This window comes from Streptomyces sp. NPDC030799 (assembly GCF_055572255.1).
In genome coordinates this window covers 150,839-177,818 of the sequence record NZ_JBVIDS010000009.1, presented here as the reverse complement: position 1 = coordinate 177,818, position 26,980 = coordinate 150,839, and the positions used below count along the sequence as shown (strand labels likewise).

The window sequence follows — 26,980 nt, the reverse complement described above, 5'->3', positions numbered from 1 at the left end:
GATCGCGTCCCGCGCGCCCGCGCACGGCGGCGCACGCCGGTTCGCTCCACGGGCTGCGGGTGCCCGCCCGTCACGCACGCGTGCGCGTGGCTACGATGGGCCAGCCGGAGGCCACCAGGGCCGCGGCGACACCGACCGTCGGGAAGGCCATGCTGAACAAGTACGCGCGTGCATTCTTCACGCGTGTCCTCACACCGTTCGCCGCGTTTCTCATCCGCCGGGGCGTGAGCCCCGACACGGTCACGCTCATCGGCACGGCCGGTGTGGTCGCGGGTGCGCTGGTCTTCTACCCCCGGGGCGAGTTCTTCTGGGGCACGGTCGTGATCACCCTGTTCGTCTTCTCCGACCTGGTCGACGGCAACATGGCCCGTCAGCTGGGCCGCTCCAGCCGCTGGGGCGCGTTCCTCGACTCCACCCTCGACCGGGTCGCCGACGGCGCCATCTTCGGCGGCTTCGCGCTCTGGTACGCGGGCCACGGCCACAACAACGCACTGTGCGCGGTCTCGATCTTCTGCCTGGCCAGCGGCCAGGTGGTGTCCTACACCAAGGCGCGCGGCGAGTCCATCGGACTGCCGGTCGCCGTCAACGGCCTCGTCGAACGCGCCGAGCGGCTGGTGATCTCGCTGGTCGCGGCCGGTTTCGCGGGCCTGCACAAGTTCGGTGTGCCGGGCATCCAGTGGCTGCTGCCGATCGCCCTGTGGATCGTCGCCGTCGGCAGCCTCGTCACGCTGATCCAGCGGGTCGTCACGGTCCGCCGCGAGTCCGCCGAGGCGGAGGCGGCGGCCCAGCAGAACGCCGAGGCCGCCCAGTGAGCGCCGCCGAACGGCTCACCGACGCGCTCTACGGCGCCGGCTGGAGCACCGTCAAGAAGCTCCCCGAACCGGCCGCGGTCCGCCTCGGCCGGGCGATCGCCGACCTGGCCTGGAAACAGCGCGGCAAGGGTGTGCAGCGCCTGGAGTCGAACTACGCGCGCGTGCTGCCCGACGCCGGCCCCGAGCGGCTGCGCGCGCTGTCCCGCGCGGGCATGCGCTCCTACCTGCGCTACTGGATGGAGTCCTTCCGGCTGCCGGCCTGGAGCCGCGAGCGCGTGAAGTCGGGCTTCGACCCCAAGGACATACATTTCCTCACCGACGGGCTGGCCGCCGGCAAAGGCGTGGTCCTCGCCCTGCCGCACATGGCCAACTACGACCTCGCCGGCGCCTGGGTCACCACCAAGCTGGAGACGCCCTTCACCACGGTCGCCGAGCGGCTCAAGCCCGAAACGCTCTACGACCGTTTCGTCGCCTATCGCGAGGGCCTCGGCATGGAGGTCCTGCCGCACAGCGGCGGCTCGGCCTTCGGCACCCTGGCCCGCAGGCTGCGCGACGGCGGCCTGGTCTGCCTGGTCGCCGACCGGGACCTGTCCGCCTCCGGCGTAGAGGTCGACTTCTTCGGTGAGCGGACCCGGATGCCCGCGGGCCCCGCCCTGCTCGCCCAGCAGACCGGCGCCCTGCTGCTCCCGGTCACCCTCTGGTACGACGACTCGCCCGTCATGCAGGGCCGTGTGCACTCCCCGGTCGAGGTACCGCAGTCAGGTACGCGGGCCGAGAAGACGTCTGTCATGACACAGGCGCTGGCCGACGCCTTCGCCACCGGGATCGCCGACCATCCGGAGGACTGGCACATGCTCCAGCGGCTGTGGCTCGCCGACCTCGACCCCGCGAAGGGACCCTCGTGAGAATCGGGATCGTCTGCCCGTACTCCTGGGACGTGCCCGGTGGCGTCCAATTCCACATCCGCGACCTCGCCGAGTACTTCATCCGCCTCGGCCACGACGTCTCCGTCCTCGCCCCGGCCGACGACGACACCCCGCTGCCGCCGTACGTCGTCTCGGCCGGCCGTGCCGTCCCGGTGCCCTACAACGGCTCGGTGGCCCGCCTGAACTTCGGCTTCCTCTCGGCCGCCCGGGTGCGGCGCTGGCTGCACGACGGCGCCTTCGACGTGGTCCACATCCACGAACCGACCTCGCCCTCGCTCGGCCTGCTGACCTGCTGGGCGGCCTCCGGGCCGATCGTGGCCACCTTCCACACCTCCAACCCGCGCTCGCGCGCGATGATCGCCGCGTACGCCATCCTGCAGGCCGCCCTGGAGAAGATCAGCGCCCGGATCGCGGTCAGCGAGTACGCCCGCCGGACCCTGGTCGAACACCTCGGCGGGGACGCGGTGGTCATCCCCAACGGCGTCGACGTCGACTTCTTCGCCAAGGCCGAGCCCAAGCAGGAGTGGCAGGGCGACACCATCGGGTTCATCGGCCGTATCGACGAGCCCCGCAAGGGCCTGCCCGTGCTGATGAAGGCCCTGCCGAAGATCCTCGCCGCCCGCCCGCAGACGCGGCTGCTGGTCGCGGGCCGCGGCGACGAGGAGGCGGCCGTCGAGGACCTGCCCCGGGAGCTCCGCTCCCGGGTCGAGTTCCTCGGCATGATCAGCGACGAGGACAAGGCGCGCTTCCTGCGCAGCGTCGATCTGTACGTCGCGCCCAACACCGGCGGCGAGAGCTTCGGCATCATCCTGGTCGAGGCCATGTCGGCGGGCGCCCCCGTGCTCGCCTCCGACCTCGACGCCTTCGTCCAGGTACTCGACCAGGGCGAGGCCGGCGAGGTCTTCGCCAACGAGGACGCCGACGCGCTCGCCGAGGCGGCCGTACGCCTGCTGGAGGACCCGGTGCGCCGGGAGGAGCTGCGCGAGCGCGGGAGCACGCACGTGCGGCGGTTCGACTGGTCGACGGTCGGCGCGGACATCCTGTCCGTCTACGAGACGGTCACGGCCGGCGCGGCGGCGGTCGCCGCGGACGAGCGGACGACGGGCCTGCGGGCGCGGTTCGGTCTGGCACGGGACTGACGAACGGCCCGGCCCGGCTCGGCCGGCCCGGGATCGAGCGATGTCCGGGCGGAGTGGGCCGGCGCGGGCTCGAGTTGTCCGGGTGTGGCTCGGTCGGCCCGGGACCGGTGGGCGTCCGGTGCGGCTGGGCACGCCCATGTCCCTCGACCGTCTTGGCCTGCCGACCGGCGGGGCCTGGCTTCGGGTGGTGCGGGGGCGCAGATCGGCGGGGGACGGCTTCGGGCGGCGCAGGGGGTGCCCACTGGCAGCCGATAGCCTTCCGCCGTGACCGCAACCCTCATCTGGATCCTCGTCGCGCTCGTCGCGATCGGCGTGTACCTGAGCTGGACGGCCGGGCGGCTGGACCGGCTGCACGTGCGGATGGACGCCGCGCGGGCCGCGCTCGACGCACAGCTGCTGCGCAGGGCCTCCGTCACACAGGAACTGGCCACCTCGGGAGTGCTGGACCCGGCCGCCTCGATCGTGCTGTACGAGGCCGCCCACGCCGCCCGGCAGGCCGAGGAGGAGCAGCGGGAGGTCGCCGAGAGCGAGCTGAGCCAGGCGCTGCGCGCGGTCTTCGAGGACCCCGGCCAGGTGGAGGCCGTACGTGAGGCCCCGGGCGGCGAGGAGGCGGCCCGTGAGCTGGCCGAGGCCGTCCGCCGGGTCCCGATGGCCCGTCGCTTCCACAACGACGCCGTAGGAGCCGCCCGCAGACTCCGCGAGCACCGCAAGGTCCGCTGGTTCCGGCTGGCCGGGCACGCCCCCTTCCCGCTGGCGTTCGAGATGGACGACGAGCCCCCCGCGGCCCTGGTGGAGCGGGCCTCCTGAACCCGCGGGGAACCTTCCCCGGACGAAAAGGATCCACCGGCTTGCCATTGGCCCTTGCTGTGGCCTGGTCCACTCGCGTTTCCTCGTCGGTGCACAAACCCTCTTTCCCATCAGTGAGGTCACCCGTGTCCACCATCGAGAACCAGGCTCCCGAGACCGGCACCGCCCGCGTGAAGCGCGGCATGGCCGAGCAGCTCAAGGGCGGCGTGATCATGGACGTCGTCACGCCGGAGCAGGCGAAGATCGCCGAGGACGCGGGCGCCGTCGCCGTCATGGCCCTGGAGCGGGTCCCGGCCGACATCCGCAAGGACGGCGGCGTGGCCCGTATGTCCGACCCGGACATGATCGAGGGCATCATCGACGCCGTCTCGATCCCGGTCATGGCCAAGTCCCGCATCGGCCACTTCGTCGAGGCCCAGGTCCTGCAGTCCCTCGGCGTCGACTACATCGACGAGTCCGAGGTGCTCACCCCGGCCGACGAGGTCAACCACTCCGACAAGTGGGCCTTCACCACCCCGTTCGTGTGCGGTGCCACCAACCTCGGCGAGGCCCTGCGCCGCATCGCCGAGGGCGCCGCGATGATCCGCTCCAAGGGCGAGGCCGGCACCGGCAACGTCGTCGAGGCCGTCCGTCACCTGCGCCAGATCAAGAACGAGATCGCCAAGCTGCGCGGCTTCGACAACCACGAGCTGTACGCCGCCGCCAAGGAGCTGCGCGCCCCGTACGAGCTGGTCAAGGAGGTCGCCGAGCTGGGCAAGCTCCCGGTGGTCCTCTTCTCCGCCGGTGGCGTGGCCACCCCGGCCGACGCCGCCCTGATGCGTCAGCTCGGCGCCGAGGGCGTCTTCGTCGGCTCCGGCATCTTCAAGTCCGGCGACCCGGCCAAGCGCGCCGCCGCCATCGTGAAGGCCACCACCTTCTACGACGACCCGAAGATCATCGCGGACGCGTCCCGCAACCTCGGCGAGGCCATGGTCGGCATCAACTGCGACACCCTGCCCGAGGCCGAGCGGTACGCGAACCGCGGCTGGTAATCACAGGCTCACAGGTACACCACCCCATGAACACTCCTGTCATAGGCGTCCTGGCCCTCCAGGGCGACGTACGGGAGCACCTCATCGCCCTGGCCGCGGCCGACGCCGTGGCCAGGCCGGTGCGGCGCCCCGAGGAACTCGCCGAGGTCGACGGCCTCGTGCTGCCCGGCGGCGAGTCCACCACCATCTCCAAGCTGGCCATCCTCTTCGGCGTGATGGAGCCCCTCCGCGCGCGCGTGCGTGACGGTATGCCCGTCTACGGCACCTGCGCCGGCATGATCATGCTCGCCGACAAGATCCTCGACCCGCGCTCGGGCCAGGAGACCATCGGCGGCATCGACATGATCGTGCGCCGCAACGCCTTCGGCCGCCAGAACGAGTCCTTCGAGGCCGCGGTCGACGTGAAGGGCATTCCGGGCGATCCTGTGGAGGGCGTCTTCATCCGCGCTCCCTGGGTGGAGTCCGTGGGTGCCGGGGCCGAGGTGCTCGCCGAGCACGACGGCCACATCGTCGCCGTCCGCCAGGGCAACGCGCTCGCCACGTCGTTCCACCCGGAACTGACCGGCGACCACCGTGTTCACTCGCTGTTCGTCGACATGGTGCGCGCCAACGGGACCGCCGAGTCCTTGTAGGATCTCTGGGGATCCCCCCAGCCGTTCAGGCCTCGGGGAGTTCGTTCAGGATGGGTTACGCGAAGGAGACAGGCAGATGTCCGGCCACTCTAAATGGGCCACGACGAAGCACAAGAAGGCCGTGATCGACGCCAAGCGCGGCAAGCTCTTCGCGAAGCTGATCAAGAACATCGAGGTCGCGGCGCGGATGGGCGGCGTCGACCTCGACGGCAACCCGACCCTCTACGACGCCGTCCAGAAGGCCAAGAAGCAGTCGGTCCCGAACAAGAACATCGACTCCGCGATCAAGCGTGGTGGCGGTCTCGAGGCCGGCGGCGCCGACTACGAGACGATCATGTACGAGGGCTACGGCCCCAACGGCGTCGCGGTGCTCATCGAGTGCCTCACCGACAACCGCAACCGCGCCGCCTCCGACGTCCGCGTCGCCATGACCCGCAACGGCGGCAACATGGCCGACCCGGGCTCGGTGTCGTACATGTTCAGCCGCAAGGGCGTCGTGATCGTCCCCAAGGGTGAGCTGAGCGAGGACGACGTCCTCGGGGCCGTCCTCGACGCGGGCGCCGAGGAGGTCAACGACCTCGGCGACACCTTCGAGGTCATCAGCGAGGCCACCGACCTGGTCGCGGTCCGCACCGCCCTCCAGGAGGCCGGCATCGACTACGACTCCGCCGAGTCCAGCTTCGTGCCGTCCGTCCAGGTCGAGCTGGACGAGGAGGGCGCCAAGAAGATCTTCAAGCTCATCGACGCGCTCGAGGACAGCGACGACGTGCAGAACGTGTTCGCGAACTTCGACGTGAGCGACGAGATCATGGAGAAGGTCGGCGCCTGACGCTGCCGCGGGCTTCGCAGGTCTCACGGGCCGACGGGACAACCCGTCGGCCCGTCGCTTTGCCGGGCGCCGGTGCGGGGCGTTGTCAGTGGCAACCGATAGCCTGCACAAACAGCTGATCGAGCCGGCTTGTCGAGTCGGCTGATCGAGTCGGCGGAGGGAGGGGCGCGGTGCGCGTACTGGGGGTGGACCCCGGGCTGACCCGGTGTGGTGTCGGTGTCGTCGAGGGGGTCGCGGGCCGCCCGCTCACCATGCTCGGCGTCGGTGTCGTACGGACACCTGCGGACGCCGACCTCAGTCACCGCCTCCTCGCCGTCGAGCAGGGCCTGGAGCAGTGGCTGGACGAGCACCGGCCCGAGTTCGTCGCCGTCGAGCGCGTCTTCAGCCAGCACAACGTGCGTACGGTGATGGGCACCGCCCAGGCCAGCGCCGTGGCCATGCTGTGCGCCGCCCGGCGCGGCATCCCCGTCGCCCTGCACACCCCGAGCGAGGTCAAGGCCGCCGTCACCGGTACCGGCCGTGCCGACAAGGCCCAGGTCGGCGCCATGGTCACCCGGCTGCTGCGGCTCTCCGCACCGCCCAAGCCGGCCGACGCCGCCGACGCCCTGGCGCTCGCCATCTGCCACATCTGGCGCGCGCCCGCCCACAACCGGCTCCAGCAGGCGGTCGCCCGCCACACCGGCAACGCCCACACCGGCAACGCCCACACCGTCAACGCACCGAAAGGCCGTACGGCATGATCGCCTTCGTCAGCGGCACGGTCGCCGCGCTCGCCCCCGACGCCGCGGTCGTCGAGGTCGGCGGTGTCGGCATGGCCGTCCAGTGCACGCCGAACACGCTGTCCACGCTCCGCCTGGGCCAGCCGGCCAAGCTGCACACCTCCCTGGTCGTACGCGAGGACTCCCTCACCCTGTACGGCTTCGCCGACGACGACGAGCGTCAGGTCTTCGAGCTGCTCCAGACCGCGAGCGGCGTCGGCCCGCGCCTGGCCCAGGCCATGCTCGCCGTGCACACCCCGGACGCGCTGCGCCGCGCCGTCGCCACCGGCGACGAGAAGGCCCTGACCGCCGTGCCCGGCATCGGCAAGAAGGGCGCGCAGAAACTGCTGCTGGAGCTGAAGGACCGGCTCGGCGAACCCGTCGGCGCCCCCGTGGTCGGCGCTCCGGTCACCCAGGGCTGGCGCGACCAGCTGCACGCCGCCCTCATCGGCCTCGGCTACGCCACCCGAGAGGCCGACGAGGCCGTCGCCGCGGTCACCCCGCAGGCCGAGGCCGCGGGCGGCAACCCGCAGATCGGGCAGCTGCTGAGGACCGCCCTGCAGACCCTGAACCGCGCCCGCTGACCCCACGACGATCGAGGCACACGCATATGAACTGGGACGACACCACCGACACCCCCGCCCCCGAGCGGCTCGTCGGTGCGTCCGCCGACCGGGAGGACCAGGCCGTCGAGGCCGCTCTGCGCCCCAAGGACCTCGGCGAGTTCATCGGCCAGGAGAAGGTGCGCGAACAGCTCGACCTCGTCCTGCGGGCCGCACGCGCGCGTGGCGCCACCGCCGACCATGTGCTCCTCTCCGGCGCACCCGGCCTCGGCAAGACCACCCTCTCGATGATCATCGCGGCCGAGATGGGCGCGCCCATCCGCATCACCTCGGGCCCCGCCATCCAGCACGCCGGCGACCTCGCCGCGATCCTCTCCTCCCTGCAGGAGGGCGAGGTCCTCTTCCTCGACGAGATCCACCGCATGTCCCGGCCCGCCGAGGAGATGCTGTACATGGCGATGGAGGACTTCCGCGTCGACGTCATCGTCGGCAAGGGACCCGGCGCCACCGCCATCCCCCTGGAGCTGCCGCCCTTCACCCTGGTCGGCGCGACCACCCGCGCGGGCCTGCTGCCACCCCCGCTGCGCGACCGCTTCGGCTTCACCGCGCACATGGAGTTCTACGAGCCGCACGAACTGGAGCGGGTCGTCCACCGCTCGGCGAACCTGCTGGACGTCGAGATCGAGCCGGACGGCGCCGCCGAGATCGCCGGCCGCTCCCGTGGCACGCCCCGTATCGCCAACCGCCTGCTGCGCCGCGTCCGCGACTACGCCCAGGTCAAGGCGGACGGCCTGATCACCCGTGAGATCGCCGCGGCCGCCCTCGCCGTCTACGAGGTCGACACGCGCGGCCTGGACCGCCTCGACCGCGCCGTCCTGCAGGCCCTGCTGAAGCTCTTCGGCGGCGGCCCGGTCGGCCTGTCCACGCTCGCCGTCGCGGTGGGGGAGGAGCGGGAGACCGTCGAGGAGGTCGCCGAACCCTTCCTCGTCCGCGAGGGACTGCTCGCCCGCACCCCGCGCGGCCGGGTCGCCACGCCCGCCGCCTGGGCGCACCTCGGCCTGACCCCGCCCCGCTCGGCGACCGGGGGAAACGGACAACAGGACCTGTTCGGCAGCTGACGGCGCGATGATGGATACGGGACGGCGAAGGCATTGGCACCAGCAGGAACCCAGGTGCCATGCTGAGCGTTGTTCCATGCACGCGGACTCGCTTAGACTCCGCCGATGCCGCCCTTGCGGGCGGCGCCGACCACACCCCCGTCAACAGGCCGCTCTCCGTCGCGGTCGCGCGAAGGAAATTCCGTCCCGTGAATGCCTTTACCCTTCTCCCCTTCATCGTGCTCATCGCGGCCATGTTCCTGATGACGCGCTCGGCCAAGAAGAAGCAGCAGCAGGCCGCCCAGATGCGCAATGAGATGCAGCCTGGCTCCGGTGTCCGCACGATCGGGGGGATGTACGCGACGGTCAAGGAGGTCAACGAGGAGACCGTCCTCCTCGACGCCGGCCCCGGCGTCGAGCTCCTCTTCGCCAAGAACGCGATCGGCGCCGTCCTCACCGACGACGAGTACAACCGCATCGTCCACGGCATCGAGCACGACCTGAAGTCCGACGCCGACATCGTCCCGGACGACGCCTCCTCCCTCACCGAGACCGACGAGTCCGACTCGCCCGCTGCCGCCGCCTCCGACGACAAGGCCGTCGACCTCGGTAAGAAGGACGCTGCCGAGGACGACACCGACACGGCCGAGGCCGCCGAGGCCAAGGCGGAGGACGAGCCGAAGAAGACCGACGGCGACTCCGACGCGAAGTAGTCACGCCCCGGTGGTGCGCTGGGCGGCATCATCACGCCCCGCGCACCACCGGGCGTCTGTTTCCCGCACGGAACAGCCCGACACCATGTCATGGCCGACCGCGCCGACCGGGCGCGGGGCGGCCCGAGAGGGAGTACGAGAAGGTGGCAGCACCTAAGAGGGGCCGGAGCGCGAGTGCCCAGAGCAAGCCAGGGCGCTCGCTGGCCCTCATCCTGATCGCCATCGTGGCGCTCACCGGAGGCATGTTCCTCTCCGGGAACACCACTCCGCGTCTCGGCATCGACCTCGCCGGTGGTACGAGCATCACGCTCAAGGCGAAGGCCGACCAGGGATCCGCGATCAACAAGGCCAACATGGACACCGCGGTCGACATCATGAACCGCCGTGTCAACGGCCTCGGCGTCTCCGAGGCGGAGGTGCAGACCCAGGGGAACGACAACATCATCGTCAACATCCCCAAGGGCACCAACTCCAAGGAAGCCCAGCAGCAGGTGGGCACCACCGCCAAGCTGTACTTCCGCCCTGTCCTGGCCAGCGGGCCCAGCCTCCCCGCCGCGAAGAGCCCCTCGCCGAGCGCCTCCCCCAGCGGCAGCTCCTCGCCGAACCCGAGCACGAGCTCCTCCGCCTCTTCCTCCTCCAAGGAGAAGGCGTCCTCGTCCTCCACGGGCTCCCCGTCCCCGACGGCGTCGGCGACCTCGCAGGGCCGCGCCGTCACCGACGCGCTGAAGGCCGGCTCCACTCCCTCGCCGAGCGCGTCCTCCAGCGGCAGCTCCAAGCCGTCCGCGAAGCCGTCGGCCACGCCGTCCGGGTCCGCGAGCGGCAACTCGGCCGCCGCCAAGCTCCAGGCCCAGTACGCCGCCCTCGACTGCACGGACCCGGCCCAGCGGGCCAAGGTGGGCGGCGCCTCCAAGCCCGGCGAGCCCACCATCGCCTGCGGTCAGATCAAGAAGATCTGGTACAAGTACGTGCTCGGCCCGGCCGCCGTCGACGGCACCGAGGTGAAGAAGGCGCAGGCCGTCTTCAACACCACGAGCGCCGCCGGCTGGCAGGTCCAGATGACCTTCACCTCCAGCGGCTCCAAGAAGTTCGCGGACATCACCGGCGAGCTGGCGAAGAAGCAGGACCCGCAGAACGAGTTCGGCATCGTCCTCGACGGCGAGGTCGTCTCCAGCCCGTTCGTGCGGGAGGCCATCACCGGCGGCCAGGCGGAGATCTCCGGCAGCTTCACGCAGCAGGACGCCCAGGGTCTCGCCAACATGCTTTCGTACGGCGCCCTGCCGCTCTCCTTCCAGGAGCAGTCCGTCACCACCGTCACCGCCGCGCTCGGCGGTGAGCAGCTGCACGCCGGTCTGCTCGCCGGCGCGATCGGCCTCGCCCTGGTCGTGATCTACCTGGTCGTCTACTACCGCGGCCTGTCGATCGTCGCCATGGCGTCGCTGCTGGTCTCCGCGATCCTCACCTACGTGATCATGTCGCTGCTCGGCCCGGCCATCCACTTCGCGCTGAACCTGCCGGCCGTGTGCGGTGCCATCGTCGCCATCGGTATCACCGCGGACTCGTTCATCGTGTACTTCGAACGCATCCGGGACGAGATCCGCGAGGGCCGCTCGCTGCGCCCCGCCGTCGAGCGGGCCTGGCCGCGCGCCCGGCGCACCATCCTGGTCTCGGACTTCGTGTCGTTCCTCGCCGCCGCCGTCCTGTTCATCGTGACCGTCGGCAAGGTCCAGGGCTTCGCGTTCACCCTCGGCCTGACCACCCTGCTCGACGTCGTCGTCGTCTTCTTCTTCACCAAGCCGCTGATGACGCTGCTCGCCCGCCGCCCGTTCTTCGCGAACGGCCACAAGTGGTCCGGCCTCGACCCGAAGAGCCTGGGTGCCAAGCCGCCGCTGCGCCGCACCCGCCGTCCCGCCGGTCCTGCCGCCGGCCCTGTCGACCCGAAGGAGGCCTGAGCGATGTCGAAACTCGGCAACCTCGGCGCTCGACTGCACCGCGGCGAGATCTCGTACGACTTCGTCGGCAAGCGCAAGATCTGGTACGGCATCTCCATCCTGATCACCATCACGGCCATCCTCGGCCTGGCGGTGCGCGGCCTGAACATGGGCATCGAGTTCCAGGGCGGCGCGGTCTTCACCACGCCGACCAAGATGAGCACGTCGGTCGCCCAGGCGGAGACCTACGCCAAGGACGCCTCCGGTCATGAGGCGATCGTGCAGAAGCTCGGCAACGGCAGCCTGCGCATCCAGATCGCCGGCATCGACACCGGCCAGTCCGACAAGATCAAGCAGGAACTGGCCAAGGACCTCAACCTCAACCCCGAGAAGCTCGCCGCCGACCTGGTCGGCCCGAGCTGGGGCGAGCAGATCGCCAACAAGGCCTGGGAAGGCCTCGGCATCTTCATGGTGCTCGTCGTGATCTACCTGGCCATCGCCTTCGAGTGGCGCATGGCGGTCGCGGCCCTGGTCGCGCTGATCCACGACATCACCATCACGACCGGTATCTACGCCCTGGTCGGCTTCGAGGTCACGCCCGGTACGGTCATCGGTCTGCTGACGATCCTCGGTTACTCGCTCTACGACACGGTCGTCGTCTTCGACAGTCTCAAGGAGCAGACGAAGGACATCACCAAGCAGACGCGCTTCACCTTCAGCGACATCGCCAACCAGTCGATCAACGGCACGCTGGTCCGTTCGATCAACACCACGGTCGTCGCCCTGCTGCCGGTCGCGGGTCTGCTGTTCATCGGTGGCGGCTTCCTCGGCGCAGGCACGCTCAACGACATCTCGCTGTCGCTGTTCGTCGGCCTCGCGGCCGGTGCCTACTCGTCGATCTTCATCGCCACGCCGCTCGTCGCCGACCTCAAGGAGCGGGAGCCGGCGCTGAAGGCCCTCACCAAGCGGGTCCTGGCCAAGCGCGCCCAGGCCGCCGCCGAGGAGAACGTCGCGGGCGACCGTGCCGACGACGACTCCGCCGACACCGCCCCCGCCGTCGTGGGCCCGCGCAACCAGCCCGCGTCCCGCAACCGGGGCCGCGGCCGACCCTCCGGGAAGCGCCGATGACCGAGCTCGCGGACATCTCAGGGCTGCTGCTCAGCCGCATCCGTGACGTCGCCGACTACCCCGAGCAGGGCGTGATGTTCAAGGACATCACCCCGCTGCTCGCGGACCCGGCCGCGTTCACGGCGCTCACCGACACGCTGGCCGAGATCGCGGCGAACACCGGCGCGACCAAGATCGTCGGACTGGAGGCCCGGGGCTTCATCCTCGGCGCCCCGGTCGCCGTCCGCGCGGGTCTCGGCTTCATCCCGGTCCGCAAGGCGGGCAAGCTGCCCGGAGCGACGCTGCGCCAGGCGTACGACCTGGAGTACGGGTCGGCCGAGATCGAGGTGCACGCGGAGGACCTGTCGGCCGGTGACCGAGTGCTGATCGTGGACGACGTCCTGGCCACGGGCGGTACGGCCGAGGCCGCGATCCACCTCATCCAGCGGGCCGGTGCCGAGGTCTCGGGCCTGGCGGTGCTGATGGAACTCGGCTTCCTCGGCGGTCGCGCCCGGCTGGAGCCGGCGCTCGGCTCGGCGCCGCTCGAGGCGCTGCTCCAGGTCTGAGCAGGTTGCTGCACGAGCGGCCCCGGCCTCGCCGGGGCCGCTTTGTGTTTCCCACCGGCACTACCTGTGCGGCATGCGCCGACTGGTGCGGTGACGCCCGTGGGTGGTGCTCGCCGCCGGCGGCCGCGAGCCCGTCGCCGGCCGTCCGCCGAGGCCCCCCGCACCCGCCGACGGCGAAGGCGCCCGACGGGGCCGTCCGCGCCCGGCGACGAAAACCGTACGGGTGGTGCCGGTGGGAACCACATCCGGCCGAAGGCGTGGCCGAAGCCACTCGCAGGACACCCGGCGCACGCCCCTCGACCACCCCGATTCCACCTTGAGGAATCCGGCGGAAGCCTCCCGTGTTCCACAGGTAGACGGTCCTCACGTCCGCCTGAAGGCGATGACCAGCCGCAGGATCGCTACCATGGGGTCTCCGGAGCCTGACCGGGGGACCCGGATCGCGCACGAGGAGCCCTCTTGCCAGACGAGGCCCAGCACCTGACCGCCGCAAAGCCCGAGTCCGCCTCGGCCGCCGCGGCGAAGCCCGCGCCCCACGCGTCCAACGCGAAGAACGACACCCGCGGGCCGATCGAGCACGCCCAGTCCGCGCCCGTCGAAAAGGCTGCCGAGGCCTCGCGTCCCAAGCCGGTCCCGCCCGAGCGCCCGGTGCAGCCGCCGGTGGTGCGCCAGCCCGCCACCCAGCCCACCCGCACCGGCTCCTCCAACCGCGTCCGCGCCCGCCTGGCCCGCCTCGGCGTCCAGCGCGCGAACCCGTACAACCCGGTTCTGGAGCCGCTGCTGCGGATAGTGCGCAGCAACGATCCGAAGACCGAGAACTCGACCCTGCGGCAGATCGAGCGCGCCTACCAGGTCGCAGAGCGGTGGCACCGCGGGCAGAAGCGCAAGAGCGGCGACCCGTACATCACACACCCGCTGGCCGTCACCACGATCCTCGCCGAGCTCGGCATGGACCCGGCCACCCTCATGGCGGGGCTGCTGCACGACACCGTCGAGGACACCGAGTACGGCCTCGACCAGCTGCGCCGCGACTTCGGTGACACCGTCGCCCTGCTCGTCGACGGCGTAACCAAGCTGGACAAGGTCAAGTTCGGCGAGGCCGCGCAGGCCGAGACGGTGCGCAAGATGGTCGTGGCGATGGCCAAGGACCCGCGTGTCCTGGTCATCAAGCTCGCCGACCGCCTGCACAACATGCGCACCATGCGTTACCTCAAGCGCGAGAAGCAGGAGAAGAAGGCGCGGGAGACGCTGGAGATCTACGCGCCGCTCGCCCACCGGCTGGGCATGAACACCATCAAGTGGGAGCTGGAGGACCTCGCGTTCGCGATCCTCTACCCCAAGATGTACGACGAGATCGTCCGGCTCGTCGCCGAGCGGGCGCCCAAGCGGGACGAGTACCTCGCCATAGTGACCGACGAGGTCCAGGCCGATCTGCGGGCCGCTCGGATCAAGGCGACCGTCACCGGCCGCCCGAAGCACTACTACAGCGTCTACCAGAAGATGATCGTGCGGGGCCGCGACTTCGCCGAGATCTACGACCTGGTGGGTATTCGCGTCCTTGTCGACACCGTCCGCGACTGCTATGCCGCCCTCGGCACCGTGCACGCGCGATGGAACCCGGTCCCCGGCCGGTTCAAGGACTACATCGCGATGCCCAAGTTCAACATGTACCAGTCGCTGCACACGACGGTCATCGGGCCCAACGGCAAGCCGGTCGAGCTGCAGATCCGCACCTTCGACATGCACCGCCGCGCCGAGTACGGCATCGCCGCGCACTGGAAGTACAAGCAGGAGGCCGTCGCCGGCGCTTCCAAGGTCCGTACGGACGCGCCGAAGACGTCGGCGAAGGACAAGGACGCCATCAACGACATGGCGTGGCTGCGGCAGCTGCTGGACTGGCAGAAGGAGACCGAGGACCCCGGCGAGTTCCTGGAGTCCCTGCGCTTCGACCTGTCCCGCAACGAGGTCTTCGTCTTCACCCCCAAGGGCGACGTCATCGCGCTCCCGGCAGGTGCCACCCCGGTGGACTTCGCGTACGCCGTTCACACCGAGGTCGGCCACCGCACCATAGGGGCGCGGGTCAACGGCAGGCTCGTCCCGCTCGAATCCACCCTGGACAACGGCGACCTGGTGGAGGTCTTCACCTCCAAGGCACCCGGCGCCGGGCCGTCCCGCGACTGGCTCGGCTTCGTCAAGTCACCGCGCGCCCGCAACAAGATCCGGGCCTGGTTCTCCAAGGAACGCCGGGACGAGGCGATCGAGCAGGGCAAGGACGCGATCGTCCGGGCCATGCGCAAGCAGAACCTGCCGATCCAGCGCATCCTCACCGGCGACTCCCTCGTCACGCTCGCGCACGAGATGCGCTACTCGGACATCTCCGCGCTGTACGCGGCGATCGGCGAGGGCCATGTCTCCGCACAGAACATCGTGCAGAAGCTGGTCCAGGCCCTCGGCGGGGAGGAGGCCGCCACCGAGGAGATCGACGAGGCGGTACCGCCGACGCGCAGCCGGGGCCGCAAGCGCCGCTCCAGCGCCGACCCGGGCGTCGTGGTCAAGGGCGTGGACGACGTATGGGTCAAGCTGGCCCGCTGCTGCACGCCCGTACCCGGTGACCCGATCATCGGCTTCGTCACCCGCGGCAGCGGCGTATCGGTTCACCGCAGCGACTGCCTGAACGTCGACTCGCTGTCCCGTGAGCCGGAGCGCATCCTCGACGTCGAGTGGGCGCCCACCCAGTCCTCGGTCTTCCTGGTCGCCATCCAGGTCGAGGCGCTGGACCGCTCGCGACTGCTGTCGGACGTCACCCGCGTACTGTCCGACCAGCACGTCAACATCCTCTCCGCGGCCGTCCAGACCTCCCGGGACCGGGTGGCCACCTCCCGGTTCACGTTCGAGATGGGCGACCCCAAGCACCTGGGCCACGTACTGAAGGCCGTACGGGGCGTGGAGGGCGTGTACGACGTGTACCGCGTGACATCCGGTCGCAGCCGGTCGTAGGAGTGTCCGGAACGGGGGGAGCGGGATGAGCGGGCAGGACCACGACGGGCCCGACGCCGAGGACGCCCGGACGCAGCTCGTCGCCGGACGCTACCGTCTGTTACAGCTGCTCGGGCGGGGCGGCATGGGTGTCGTGCACGAGGCGGAGGACGTCCAACTGGGCCGCCGCGTCGCCGTGAAGATGCTGACGGCCGTCGAGGGCCTCGCCGCAGAGGACGTGGCCTGGGAACGCTTCCAGCGCGAGGTCCGCGCCCTGGCACGCATCGATCATCCCGGTGTCGTCACCCTGTACGACAGCGGAGTCCACGAGGGCGTGCCGTACCTCGTGATGCAGGTCCTCGACGGCCTGAGCCTGGCCGACCTGGTCGTGGCCACCGGCCCGCTGCCCGTCGCCGCCGCCTGCACGGTGGCGCTGGGCATCACGGAAGCCCTGCAGGCGGTGCACGACAGGGGTGTGGTCCATCGCGACGTCAAGCCGTCCAACGTGGGCGTCACCGGCAACGGGCGGGTTGTGCTGCAGGACTTCGGGCTGGCCCGGCTGGCCGGCGAGACGGCCATCACCCGTACCGGCGCCCTGGTGGGCACCCCGCAGTTCATGGCGCCCGAAGCCATGAGCGGCGGGCCGCGCGAGGCCGCGGCGGACTGGTACGGCCTGGGAGCCTGCCTGTACCTCATGCTGACCGGCGAGCTGCCCTTCGGCCCCACCGCGGACGTCGGCGCCATCATGTTGCGTGCACTGGGCGAGGGCATCCCGCGGCTCACCGCCGACGACGGCATCCCGCTGCCTCTGGCCCACCTCGTCGGCGAACTGTGCCGGCAGGATCCCCTGCTGCGCCTGACGGACGCCGCCGTCGTACGCGACACGCTCGTCCCCCTGATGTATGGCGGCACCCAGGACCTTGCCGGCCTCGTGACCGGGCGTCTGCGTGCCGAAGCCGTGGACGCCGTCCGCAGCACCGAGGTCTCCGCACGCCCCCTGCCGGCGCCCCTGGGCGAGGAGCCGGAGTACGTGTGGGCCGAGGCCGTCTCGCTCTCGGCCGCCCCGGACCCCATGCATCCCGCCACCCTCAGCGACACCACAAGGCGCATCGTCCTCGGCAGTATGACTCCCCAGGGCGCGCTCTCACGTCAGCGTGAGGCCGTCGGCCTGGTGCAGCGCGGACAGGTGCGGGAGGCGGCACAGATGCTGGCGGTCGTCGTCCAGATCTGTCTGTCCAAGCTGGGCCCCGACCACCCCACCACCCTCACCAGCCAGTACTGGCAGGCCGTCTGCCGGGCCAGGCTCGACGCCGGGGACGAGGCACTGGAGATGCTCTCCCGGGTGAACAGACGTGTCGGCAGACGAGCAGACCGAACGGACGGAAGCGATGACTGACTTCGTCGTGGCCATCCCGGCACCGCCCGGGGCCCCGGGGGCCGGGCACTCCGGCGCCGAGGACGACCTGCGCTCCCTGCTGCGCTGGCTGCGCTCGGACGAGGCACTCGCCGTGCGCGGACGAGCAGGCAGCAGCGCACGGCCCGCCCCGGGCGGCATGGGTGCCGGCTTCGACATCCTCCAACTGGCCCTCGGCACCGGCCTGTCCGCCGGGTCGCTCGTCGTCTCCGTCCTCCAGTGGCAGGCGGCCCGGCGCCACGCACCCGCGGTCACCCTCCGCCGCGGCGAGGTGGAGGTCGTCCTCGCCCCCCGGGCCGCGCGGGACGAGGAGACCCTCAGACGCATCGTCGAGCTGCTCGACGGCATCTCGCCCGACGGCAGCCTCCCGCACCGCAGCACCGAGGAGCCCGGAGGCGATGACACGACTGCCTGACCCGGCGCGCTCGCGGGCCGTTCTGGTCGGCACCGCCTCCTACCGCCATCTGCCACAGCTGCCCGCGGTCGAGGCCAACGTGGTGGACCTCGCCGCCGAGCTGTGCGACCCGACCGTGTGGGGATTGCCCGTACGGCACTGCACGGTGGTCACCGACCCGCTCAGCCCGCAGACCATCCTGGACCCGGTGTACCAGGCCGGTGAGGAGGCCACGGACACCCTGCTCGTGTACTTCGCCGGCCACGGAATGCGGGACGCCGACTCCGCCGACCTGTATCTCGCGCTGGGCGACTCCCGCGAACACCTGGGCTACACAGCGGTCGCCTACCAGCACCTGCGCACCGCGCTGCGTTCCGCCCGCGCCCGGCGCAAGATCGTCGTGCTCGACTGCTGCTTCAGCGGCCGGGCCGCCCGGGCGCTGGGCGGCGGGGACGTGCTCGCCGCCGAGGCCGCCGTGGACGGTGCCTACGTCCTGACCGCCTCGCCCGGTGACCGCATAGCCCTGGCCCCCGACGGCGAGCGCAACACCGCCTTCACCGCCGAGCTGCTGCGTGTGCTGCGTGAGGGCGTCGCCGAGGGACCGGAGCTGATCGACCTGGACACGCTCTACCGGGTCCTGGAAGAACGCCTGCGCAGCAAGAACCGGCCCCTGCCACAGCGCTCCCAGGAGAACGGCGTCGGACGGCTCCCGCTGGCCCGCAACAAGGCCCGCGCCGGCCGCCGGACCCTCGCCGGCCCGGCCCGGGCTTCCGAGGTGCGCGCGGCCATCGTCGCCACCGGCCTCGCCCTCGCCCGGCTGCTGCGCGCCACCGGCAACACCCGTGACGCCCTGCCGGTGCTCCGGCTCGCGCTCCAGGAACAGCAGTCCGCGGGGGCGCAGGGCGACCTGGTCGCCGTACAGCTGGAGCTGTCCGAGCTGCTCGCGGAGACCGGCCAGGTGCGGGAGGCGATCGAGGTGCTGGAGCTGGCCTTCCACCAGGTGCACAAGGGGTACGGCCCCGAAGCCGTGCTCGTCTGCCGACGGCTGGCCGAGCTGCTGCAGGAGTCCGGCAACCATGTACAGGCCTGCGAGGTCCTCAAGCACGCCCTGGACATCAGCGAGCAGGCCGGACCGCTGTGAACGCCCCTGAAGAACCAGTCTGAAACGGCCGGGCGGCCCGGGGGGAACACCACCACCGGGCCGCCACGACGAGGACACAAGGAGGGCGACCGCCGGCCGTTCAGCCGCCGATACGGCCGGTCGGCGCCGCCTGCCGGTCCGTCAGCCGCCGAACTCCTGCAGGCCCTTCAGAGCCTGGTCCAGCAGCGCCTGGCGGCCCTCCAGCTCACGCTCCAGCTTGTCGGCCCTGGCGTTGTTGCCCTGACCGCGGGCCTGCTCGATCTGCGCCTTCAGCTTGTCCACGGCGGCCTGCAGCTGACCGGTCAGCCCCTCGGCACGCGCGCGTGCCTCCGGGTTCGTCCGGCGCCACTCGGCCTCCTCGGCCTCCTGGATCGCCCGCTCGACCGCGTGCATCCGGCCCTCGACCTTCGGCCGCGCGTCCCGCGGGACATGGCCGATGGCCTCCCAGCGCTCGTTGATCGAACGGAAGGCGGCCCGCGCGGACTTCAGGTCGCCGATCGGCAGGAGCTTCTCGGCCTCCTCGGCCAGCTCCTCCTTCAGCTTCAGGTTCTCCGACTGCTCCGCGTCCCGCTCGGCGAACACCGAGCTGCGGGCGGCGAAGAACACGTCCTGAGCGCCACGGAAGCGGTTCCACAGGTCGTCCTCGTGCTCGCGCTGGGCGCGGCCCGCGGCCTTCCACTGCGCCATCAGCTCGCGGTAGTGGGCCGCCGTCGGACCCCAGTCCGTCGAACCCGACAGCGCCTCGGCCTCGGCGACCAGCCGCTCCTTGGTGCGGCGCGCCTCCTCGCGCTGCGCGTCCAGCTGCGCGAAGTGCGCCTTGCGCCGCTTGGAGAACGCCGACCGGGCGTGCGAGAAGCGGTGCCACAGCTCGTCGTCGGACTTGCGGTCCAGCCGCGGCAGCCCCTTCCAGGTGTCCACCAGCGCGCGCAGCCGCTCACCGGCGGCCCGCCACTGGTCGGACTGGGCCAGCTGCTCGGCCTCGGCGACCAGGTCCTCCTTGGCCTTGCGGGCCTCGTCGGACTGCCTGGCCCGCTGCGCCTTGCGCTCCTCACGCCGCGCCTCGACCGTCTCCACGAGCTTGTCCAGCCGCTTGCGCAGGGCGTCCAGGTCGCCGACCGCGTGATGCGCGTCCACCTGCTCGCGCAGGTGGTCGATGGCGGTCTGGGCGTCCTTCGCCGACAGGTCGGTGGTCTGCACTCGCTTCTCGAGGAGGCCGATCTCGACAACCAGGCCCTCGTACTTGCGCTCGAAGTAGGCAAGCGCCTCCTCGGGGGAGCCGGCCGCCCAGGATCCGACGACCTGCTCGCCGTCGGCCGTACGCACGTACACGGTCCCCGTCTCGTCGACGCGGCCCCACGGGTCGCTGCTCACAGCGCCTCCTCCACATGATGCCTGCGGGGGGCCTCAGCACCCCCGGGCATCGTCCACAGTTTCGTCACGGCCAACATAGGCGACCAGCGGGTTCCCTGTCCGCATCCAGCACGACCGAAATTCGGCAGTCGGCCGTCGCTGGGCACGGGGGCAGGGTCAGGACTTCGTCACGGTCGCCTTGTTGATCACCACGGTGGCGTTCGGAGCGGTGTTCTGCGTGGTCGGGTCGGCGGGCTGGGAGCCGGCGGCGGCGATCTTCTGCAGCACCTTCATGCCCGCCTCCGAGACCGTCCCGAACGGGGTGTACTGGGGCGGCAGCGGGCTGTCCTTGTAGACCAGGAAGAACTGGCTGCCGCCGGTGTGCTTCTGACCGGTGTTGGCCATCGCCACCGTGCCCGCCGGGTATGTGCTGGCCTTCAGGCTCTTGTCCTTCAGGTTCTCGTCCGGGAGCGTGTAGCCGGGCCCGCCCATGCCGGTGCCCTGCGGGTCGCCGCACTGGAGCACGTAGATACCGCTCGTGGTCAGACGGTGGCACTTGGTGTGGTCGAAGTAGCCCTTGCCCGCCAGGAAGTCGAACGAGTTCACGGTGTGCGGCGCCGCCGCCGTCTTCAGCGCGACGTCGATGTCACCGCACGTCGTCGCGAGCTTCATCGTGTACTTCGCCGACGTGTCGATCGTCATCGCCGGCTCCTTCTTCCAGCTCAGCTTCTTCGCCGCACCGGCCGCGGGCTTCGCGCACGGGTCCGGGGCCTTGCTGGTCGGCGAGGCGCTCGGCGTGGTGTCGGCACCGGCGTTGGCCTTGCCGTCGCTGCCCTTCAGCACATCGGTGCTGTACAGCGCGACACTCCCGATCACGATCACGCCCAGTACCGACGCGATCACCGAGTTGCGCACACGGGCCTTGCGCCGCGCGCTGGTGCGCCGCTGCTGCTGCCGCAAGAACTTCTCCCGGGCGAGCTGACGCCGCCGCTGCTCCTGGCTGACCACCGGGTTCTCTCCTCATGCGTGTCGTGTGTCGACCGGTACGCGTGCGTCCTCGTGAGCCGACCGCTGTGTGTAGCCCCGTACCGTATATGGGTTCGCTGAGGAAACGGCAGCGCCGGTAGGCTCTGGACCACAGCTTGTGCTCACCCGTGTCGACACAACGAAGGACGATCGTGCTCATTGCCGGGTTCCCCGCCGGGGCCTGGGGGACGAACTGCTATCTCGTCGCCCCCGCCGCCGGTGAGGAGTGTGTGATCATCGACCCCGGCCACCAGGCCGCCGAAGGCGTCGAGGAAGCACTGAAGAAGCATCGGCTCAAGCCCGTCGCCGTCGTCCTCACCCACGGCCACCTCGACCACGTGGCCTCGGTCGTCCCGGTCTGCGGCGCACACGACGTACCGGCCTGGATCCACCCCGAGGACCGGTACATGATGAGCGACCCCGAGAAGGCGCTCGGCCGGTCCATCGGCATGCCGCTGATGGGCGAGCTGACCGTGGGCGAGCCGGACGACGTCCGGGAGCTGACGCACGGCACCACCCTCGAACTGGCCGGTCTGGAGTTCTCCGTCGCGCACGCGCCGGGCCATACCAAGGGGTCGGTGACCTTCCGGATGCCCGAGACCGCCGACATCCCGTCGGTGTTCTTCTCCGGGGATCTGCTGTTCGCCGGCTCCATCGGACGCACCGACCTGCCGGGCGGATCCATGGAGGACATGCTCGACTCGCTGGCCCGCGTGTGCCTGCCGCTCGACGACTCCACCGTGGTGCTGTCCGGCCACGGCCCCCAGACGACCATCGGCCAGGAGCGCGCCACCAATCCGTACCTGCGGCAGGTGGCCGTCGGCCTGGGAGCGGACGCCGACGCTCCCCGACGAGGAATGTGACGAGAATTTCCGTGAGCACTTTCAAGGCCCCCAAGGGCACGTACGACCTGCTGCCGCCGGACAGCGCCAAGTTCCTGGCGGTCCGCGAGGCGATCGCCGCGCCGCTCAGGAGCTCCGGCTACGGCTACATCGAGACGCCCGGTTTCGAGAACGTGGAGCTGTTCGCGCGCGGAGTCGGTGAGTCCACCGACATCGTGACGAAGGAGATGTACGTCTTCGAGACGAAGGGCGGCGACAAGCTGGCCCTGCGTCCGGAGACCACCGCACCCGTGCTGCGCGCGGTGCTGGAGGCCAACCTGCACAAGACGGGCAACCTCCCGGTGAAGGTCTGGTACTCGGGCTCGCAGTACCGCTACGAGCGCCCGCAGAAGGGCCGGTACCGGCACTTCTCCCAGGTCGGCGCCGAGGCGATCGGCGCGGAGGACCCGGCCCTCGACGCCGAGCTGATCATCCTGGCCGACCAGGCGTACCGCTCGCTGGGCCTGCGCAACTTCCGCATCCTGCTCAACAGCCTGGGCGACAAGGAGTGCCGGCCGGTGTACCGGGCCGCGCTGCAGGACTTCCTGCTCGGCCTGGACCTGGACGAGGACACGCGCCGCCGCGTCGACATCAACCCGCTCCGGGTCCTCGACGACAAGCGCGAATCGGTCCAGAAGCAGCTCGCCGGCGTCCCGTTGCTGCGCGACTACCTGTGCGACGCGTGCAAGGCGTACCACGAGGAGGTCCGCGAGCTGATCACGGCGGCGGGCGTGTCCTTCGAGGACGACCCGAAGCTGGTGCGTGGCCTGGACTACTACACCCGCACCACCTTCGAGTTCGTGCACGACGGTCTGGGCTCCCAGTCCGCGGTGGGCGGCGGCGGCCGCTACGACGGACTGTCCGAGATGATCGGCGGCCCGGCGCTGCCGTCCGTCGGCTGGGCCCTGGGCGTCGACCGCACGGTTCTGGCTCTGGAGGCCGAGGGTGTCGAGCTGGAGCTCCCTTCGACCACCAGCGTCTTCGCGGTCCCGCTCGGTGAGGAGGCCCGTCGCATCCTGTTCGCGAAGGTCACCGAGCTGCGCAAGCTCGGCGTCGCGGCGGACTTCTCGTACGGCGGGAAGGGCCTGAAGGGGGCCATGAAGAACGCGAACCGTTCGGGCGCCCGGTACGCGATCGTCGCCGGCGAACGCGACCTCGCCGAGGGTGTCGTCCAGCTCAAGGACATGGAGTCCGGCGAGCAGACGGCGATCGGCGTGAACGAGATCGTGGCGGAACTGGAGTCCCGGCTCGGCTAGTCGGCCAACTCGGCTGGTCGGCCAACTCGGCTGGTCGGCCAACTCGGCTGTCGGGCAACGAGAGGGCGCCGGGGAGGACCCCGGCGCCCTCTCACTGTTCCAGCAGGCCGTACCGCATGGCGTGGGTCACGGCCGCTGTGCGGTCGTCGACTCCCAGCTTGGCGAAGGCCCGCAGCAGATGGGTCTTCACGGTCGACTCCCCGATGTACAGGCGCCGGCCTATCTCCGCGTTCGTGCAGCCCTCCGCCACCAGCCGCAGTACCGCCGTCTCCCGCTCCGACAGCCGGGGGCGTTCCGGCCTGGTCCGCAGCTGGTCCACCAGGCGGGCCGCCACCGACGGGGCGAGCACCGTCTCGCCGCGCGCGGCCGCCCGTACCGCGTCCGCCAGTTCGCGCCGTGGAAGATCCTTGAGCAGATAGCCTGCGGCGCCCGCCTCCACGGCCCGCAGGATGTCCCGGTCCGTCTCGTACGTCGTCAGGACGATCACCCGGCACGGCAGCCCGGCCGCGGTCATCCGCACGATCGAGTCCACACCTGAGCCGCCCGGCATGCGCAGATCCATCAGCACGATGTCCGGGCGCAGTTCGGCTGCCAGCGCCTCCGCCTGCGGCCCGCCGGCCGCGTCGCCGACCACCTCCAGGTCCGGTTCGGCGCTCAGCATGGCGCGCAGTCCCTCCCGCACGACGGGATGGTCGTCGGCCAGGACGATCCGGATCACGGGGTCTCACTCCTCAGGACGGAAGCCACGGCGGCGGGGACGGGCAGGCGTACGGTCACCGTCGTACCGTCGCCGGGTGCGCTGCGGACGACCGCGGTGCCGCCCACTTCGGCGGCGCGGGCACGCAGCCCCGCAAGACCGTAGCCGCCGGTGGCGGACGGCGGGTCGAAGCCGTGGCCGTCGTCGCGGACGCAGACGGTCAGGGTGCCGTCGGTGTAGCCGACGTGCACCTCGGCGGTCGCCGAACTCCCCGCGTGTTTCCGGACGTTGGTCAGCGCCTCCTGGCAGGCGCGCAGGGCGACCACCTCCACGCCAGCGGGCAGCGCGCGCACCGGGCCGGTCACCGCGAGTGCGGCCGAGTGCCGGGCGGCCAGCCGCTCCAGCGCGTCCGGCAGCGACGACCCCGCCAGATCGGCGGGCGCGCCGCCGGCCACCAGGGCACGGGCCTCGGTGAGGTTCCGGCGGGCCGTCTCGTCCATCAGGGCGAGATGGCGGCGGGCCTGCGCCGGATCGGTGTCCAGCTCGGCCTCCACCGCCTGCACCAGCATCAGCAGACTGGTGAAGCCCTGGGCGAGGGTGTCGTGGATCTCGCGGGCCAGCCGCTCGCGTTCGGCGAGGGCGCCGTGCGCCGCCGACAGCCGCGAGATCTCGTGCCGGCTGGCCTCCAGTTCCGCGATCAGCTCGGCCCGTTCCAGGCTCTGCTCGATGATCCGGATGATCCAGCCGCCGACCACCGCCGAGAACACCAGGGTCACCAGGGCGGACAGCGTGTTGACGAGCAGGTCCTCGGCCCCCGGCCGCCACAGCAGTGCCCAGCCCGCGACCGGGACCACGTTGATCACGGTCACCGTGATCAGCGCGGCGCGCATGCGCAGGGTCATGAAGCACTGGGGGATCAGCGCGAAGGCCAGTATCCGGGTCTCCCCGGCCAGTACCGCGGCCGGCAGGAAGAAGACCATCGCCACGGCCAGGTAGGACCGGGCGCGGCGCTCGTCCGGCGGGTCCTCGCCGAGCAGACGGCGCCCCACGGCCACGTACCAGGGCACCAGCGGTACGAGCAGCCCGGCCGCCACGGCACGGACCGGCCACACGGGATGGTCGGCGCCGAGCAGCATGGTCTGGGTGGCCGCCCAGGCCACCGCGAAGTACACGTCCCAGAGCAGGAGCGAGCGGTCCCAGGCGTGGACACCGCGCGCCCTGTCCCCCCTCACCCGTCGCGCCGGTTCTTCCACCGGAAAGTCAGCAAGCACAGCGCCAATCCTCCGATGCACCACGCCCCCAGCACCAAAGCGATCCGCCCGAACTCCCAGCTCCCCGCCTGCTCCAGGACCCGAGCGGAGTCCGGCAGGAACACACCTCGCAGCCCCTGGCACATCCACTTGAGCGGGAACAGGGCGCCGATGTCGAGCATCCAGCCGGGAAGGGTGTCGATGGCGATGTACACCCCGGAGATGAACTGGAGCACCAGGAAGGGGAGTACGACGACGCTGCTGGCGCTCTTCGCGGAGCGGGGCACCGAGCTGATGGCGATGCCGAGCAGCGCGCACCCGGTCAGCCCGAGTACGAAGATCCACGCGAAGTCGAACCAGCGCCCGGCGTCCGAGGGCAGGTGGACGTCGTAGAACACCGTGCCGACGGTCAGCAGGATCGCGGTCTCCAGGACGCCGGTGAACAGAACCAGCCAGATCTTGCCCAGGAAGTAGGCCGCGGGCGGCATCGGCGTGCCGCGCAGCCGCCGCAGCACCTTCTCGTCCCGCTCCACCGCGATCGAGATGCCGAGCGACTGGAAGCTCGTGGACATGATCCCGGACGCCGTCATCGCGGGCACGTACAGCTGGGAGGCGGTGATCCCGGCGCCCCGGACGGCGTCGTGGAAGATCGACGCGAACAGGAACAGGAACACCACGGGGAAGGCGAAGGTGAAGACCACCTGTTCGCGCCGGCGGAAGAACTGCCTGATCTCCAGGCCGCCCCGCAGCAGCCCGAGCGACCAGGCGCCGGGCAGGGATCCGGCCCAGGCGCGGTCGGTGGCGCGTACGGCGGTCGTGGTCATCGCACGGCCTCCTGTCCGGTCAGCCGGAGGTAGACGTCCTCCAGGGTGGGGCGGGTCACGGTGAGTGCCGGTATCTCGCCGTCGAAGCGGCGCATGAGCGCGGCGACGGTTCGCGTCGGCGTGGCGGTGTGCTCCGCGCCCGGGGAGCCGTCGGGTTCCGTCCAGGTCACGGTCGCCTCACCGCCGTACCGCCGGCGCAGCTCGGCGGGCGTGCCCTCGGCGACGACCCGGCCTCGGGCGACGACCGCGAGCCGGTCCGCGAGGGTCTCGGCCTCCTCCAGGTAGTGCGTGGTGAGCAGGATCGTCGTGCCGCCGCCGGCGAGGAGCCGGATCAGGTCCCAGAACTGGCGCCGGGCGGCCGGGTCGAAGCCGGTGGTCGGCTCGTCGAGCAGCAGCAGTTCCGGATCGCCGATCACGCCGAGCGCCACGTCGAGGCGGCGCCGCTGGCCGCCGGAGAGGGCCTTGACCCGGCTGTCCGCCTTCGCGTCGAGGCCGACCAGGCGGATGACCTCCTGCGGGTCGCGCGGGCGGGGGTAGTAGCGGGCGAAGTGCCGTACCGTCTCGCGCACCGTCAACTCGGCGGGCGCCGATTCGTCCTGCCAGACGATTCCGACACGGGACCTCCACGCGCGCGTGCCCGTCGCCGGATCCGCGCCGAGGACGGACACCTCGCCCCCGTCCCGTGACCGATTGCCCTGAAGGATCTCCACCGTCGTGCTCTTGCCCGCGCCGTTGGGCCCGAGCAGGCCGAACACCTCACCGCGCCGGATGCCGAGGTCGAGGCCGTCCACCGCGGTGACGCCCCCGTACCGCTTGCGCAGCCCCCGGACGTCCACCGCGAGTTCGTTCGCGTGTGCTGTCAT

Annotated in this window: 26 protein-coding genes; 20 read left to right on the top strand and 6 right to left on the bottom strand. The window is 71.1% G+C overall.

Annotation, left to right across the window (positions count from 1 at the left end):
- Positions 1-95: 95 nt before the first annotated feature.
- The 18 genes from pgsA (at position 96) to ACZ41I_RS23325 (ending at position 18,833) form a co-directional block, all read left to right on the top strand.
- On the top strand, positions 96-812 hold the full coding sequence (gene pgsA, locus ACZ41I_RS23410; protein ID WP_363216459.1) for a phosphatidylinositol phosphate synthase: 717 nt from the start codon (positions 96-98) through the stop codon (positions 810-812).
- Positions 809-1,717, top strand: a complete 909-nt coding sequence (locus ACZ41I_RS23405) for a phosphatidylinositol mannoside acyltransferase (protein ID WP_468514961.1) — start codon at positions 809-811, stop codon at positions 1,715-1,717. Before pgsA ends, ACZ41I_RS23405 begins: the two co-directional genes overlap by 4 nt.
- Positions 1,714-2,877, top strand: a complete 1,164-nt coding sequence (locus ACZ41I_RS23400) for a glycosyltransferase family 4 protein (RefSeq protein ID WP_468514960.1) — start codon at positions 1,714-1,716, stop codon at positions 2,875-2,877. The genes ACZ41I_RS23405 and ACZ41I_RS23400 overlap by 4 nt, the downstream gene beginning before the upstream one ends.
- 264 nt (positions 2,878-3,141) lie before the next feature.
- The gene (locus tag ACZ41I_RS23395; protein WP_363216448.1) at positions 3,142-3,684 is read left to right on the top strand and encodes a LemA family protein; all 543 of its coding nucleotides are present in this window, start codon (positions 3,142-3,144) and stop codon (positions 3,682-3,684) included.
- A gap of 125 nt (positions 3,685-3,809) precedes the next feature.
- The gene (gene pdxS / locus ACZ41I_RS23390; RefSeq protein WP_363216447.1) at positions 3,810-4,715 is read left to right on the top strand and encodes a pyridoxal 5'-phosphate synthase lyase subunit PdxS; all 906 of its coding nucleotides are present in this window, start codon (positions 3,810-3,812) and stop codon (positions 4,713-4,715) included.
- Positions 4,716-4,741: 26 nt separating this feature from the next.
- Entirely contained in the window at positions 4,742-5,347 is a 606-nt protein-coding gene (gene pdxT, locus ACZ41I_RS23385; protein ID WP_363216446.1) for a pyridoxal 5'-phosphate synthase glutaminase subunit PdxT, read from the top strand.
- 76 nt (positions 5,348-5,423) lie between these two features.
- Positions 5,424-6,176, top strand: a complete 753-nt coding sequence (locus tag ACZ41I_RS23380; protein WP_363216445.1) for a YebC/PmpR family DNA-binding transcriptional regulator — start codon at positions 5,424-5,426, stop codon at positions 6,174-6,176.
- A gap of 170 nt (positions 6,177-6,346) precedes the next feature.
- Entirely contained in the window at positions 6,347-6,916 is a 570-nt protein-coding gene (gene ruvC, locus ACZ41I_RS23375; protein ID WP_468514959.1) for a crossover junction endodeoxyribonuclease RuvC, read from the top strand.
- Positions 6,913-7,518: a Holliday junction branch migration protein RuvA gene (gene ruvA / locus ACZ41I_RS23370; RefSeq protein WP_363216443.1), complete on the top strand. Its 606-nt coding sequence runs from the start codon at positions 6,913-6,915 to the stop codon at positions 7,516-7,518. Before ruvC ends, ruvA begins: the two co-directional genes overlap by 4 nt.
- 26 nt (positions 7,519-7,544) lie before the next feature.
- Complete coding sequence (ruvB, locus tag ACZ41I_RS23365) at positions 7,545-8,615, top strand: Holliday junction branch migration DNA helicase RuvB (RefSeq protein WP_363216442.1); 1,071 nt, start codon at positions 7,545-7,547, stop codon at positions 8,613-8,615.
- 188 nt (positions 8,616-8,803) lie between these two features.
- Positions 8,804-9,307, top strand: coding sequence for a preprotein translocase subunit YajC (yajC, locus tag ACZ41I_RS23360; RefSeq protein ID WP_399771323.1), 504 nt, complete (start codon positions 8,804-8,806; stop codon positions 9,305-9,307).
- A 143-nt stretch (positions 9,308-9,450) separates the two neighbouring features.
- Complete coding sequence (gene secD, locus ACZ41I_RS23355) at positions 9,451-11,256, top strand: protein translocase subunit SecD (protein ID WP_399771326.1); 1,806 nt, start codon at positions 9,451-9,453, stop codon at positions 11,254-11,256.
- Positions 11,257-11,259: 3 nt separating this feature from the next.
- Positions 11,260-12,363, top strand: coding sequence for a protein translocase subunit SecF (gene secF / locus ACZ41I_RS23350; RefSeq protein WP_363216439.1), 1,104 nt, complete (start codon positions 11,260-11,262; stop codon positions 12,361-12,363).
- On the top strand, positions 12,360-12,908 hold the full coding sequence (locus tag ACZ41I_RS23345) for an adenine phosphoribosyltransferase (RefSeq protein ID WP_363216438.1): 549 nt from the start codon (positions 12,360-12,362) through the stop codon (positions 12,906-12,908). Before secF ends, ACZ41I_RS23345 begins: the two co-directional genes overlap by 4 nt.
- Before the next feature lie 459 nt (positions 12,909-13,367).
- Positions 13,368-15,905 carry a RelA/SpoT family protein gene (locus ACZ41I_RS23340; protein ID WP_363216437.1) on the top strand — a complete coding sequence of 846 codons (2,538 nt, stop codon included), beginning with the start codon at positions 13,368-13,370 and terminating at the stop codon, positions 15,903-15,905.
- A 25-nt stretch (positions 15,906-15,930) separates the two neighbouring features.
- Positions 15,931-17,280, top strand: a complete 1,350-nt coding sequence (locus ACZ41I_RS23335; RefSeq protein ID WP_399771330.1) for a serine/threonine-protein kinase — start codon at positions 15,931-15,933, stop codon at positions 17,278-17,280.
- Positions 17,273-17,713 (top strand): effector-associated constant component EACC1, encoded by a 441-nt coding sequence (locus tag ACZ41I_RS23330; protein WP_468321379.1) that lies wholly within the window; start codon positions 17,273-17,275, stop codon positions 17,711-17,713. Before ACZ41I_RS23335 ends, ACZ41I_RS23330 begins: the two co-directional genes overlap by 8 nt.
- A complete protein-coding gene (locus tag ACZ41I_RS23325; protein ID WP_363216434.1) occupies positions 17,697-18,833 on the top strand; it encodes a caspase, EACC1-associated type in 1,137 nt (378 codons plus the stop codon). The genes ACZ41I_RS23330 and ACZ41I_RS23325 overlap by 17 nt, the downstream gene beginning before the upstream one ends.
- Before the next feature lie 141 nt (positions 18,834-18,974).
- On the opposite strand, the gene ACZ41I_RS23320 is transcribed toward ACZ41I_RS23325, so the two are convergent.
- Positions 18,975-20,204: a DUF349 domain-containing protein gene (locus ACZ41I_RS23320; protein WP_363216433.1), complete on the bottom strand. Its 1,230-nt coding sequence runs from the start codon at positions 20,202-20,204 to the stop codon at positions 18,975-18,977.
- A gap of 156 nt (positions 20,205-20,360) precedes the next feature.
- A complete protein-coding gene (locus ACZ41I_RS23315; RefSeq protein ID WP_468514958.1) occupies positions 20,361-21,191 on the bottom strand; it encodes a peptidylprolyl isomerase in 831 nt (276 codons plus the stop codon).
- 170 nt (positions 21,192-21,361) lie between these two features.
- Between ACZ41I_RS23315 and ACZ41I_RS23310 the strand changes: the two genes are divergently transcribed.
- Both ACZ41I_RS23310 and hisS read left to right on the top strand, forming a co-directional pair.
- The gene (locus ACZ41I_RS23310) at positions 21,362-22,072 is read left to right on the top strand and encodes an MBL fold metallo-hydrolase (protein WP_399771339.1); all 711 of its coding nucleotides are present in this window, start codon (positions 21,362-21,364) and stop codon (positions 22,070-22,072) included.
- An 11-nt stretch (positions 22,073-22,083) separates the two neighbouring features.
- Positions 22,084-23,346, top strand: coding sequence for a histidine--tRNA ligase (gene hisS, locus ACZ41I_RS23305; RefSeq protein ID WP_363216430.1), 1,263 nt, complete (start codon positions 22,084-22,086; stop codon positions 23,344-23,346).
- A 91-nt stretch (positions 23,347-23,437) separates the two neighbouring features.
- Here hisS and ACZ41I_RS23300 read toward each other — a convergent pair whose 3' ends face one another.
- From ACZ41I_RS23300 to ACZ41I_RS23285, 4 genes are read right to left on the bottom strand one after another with little or no spacing between them, the layout of a single operon-like run.
- On the bottom strand, positions 23,438-24,064 hold the full coding sequence (locus tag ACZ41I_RS23300; RefSeq protein ID WP_468514957.1) for a response regulator: 627 nt from the start codon (positions 24,062-24,064) through the stop codon (positions 23,438-23,440).
- A complete protein-coding gene (locus tag ACZ41I_RS23295) occupies positions 24,061-25,275 on the bottom strand; it encodes a sensor histidine kinase (protein ID WP_468514956.1) in 1,215 nt (404 codons plus the stop codon). Before ACZ41I_RS23295 ends, ACZ41I_RS23300 begins: the two co-directional genes overlap by 4 nt.
- Positions 25,272-26,117 carry an ABC transporter permease gene (locus tag ACZ41I_RS23290; RefSeq protein ID WP_399771348.1) on the bottom strand — a complete coding sequence of 282 codons (846 nt, stop codon included), beginning with the start codon at positions 26,115-26,117 and terminating at the stop codon, positions 25,272-25,274. The genes ACZ41I_RS23295 and ACZ41I_RS23290 overlap by 4 nt, the downstream gene beginning before the upstream one ends.
- Entirely contained in the window at positions 26,114-26,980 is an 867-nt protein-coding gene (locus ACZ41I_RS23285; protein WP_468514955.1) for an ABC transporter ATP-binding protein, read from the bottom strand. The genes ACZ41I_RS23290 and ACZ41I_RS23285 overlap by 4 nt, the downstream gene beginning before the upstream one ends.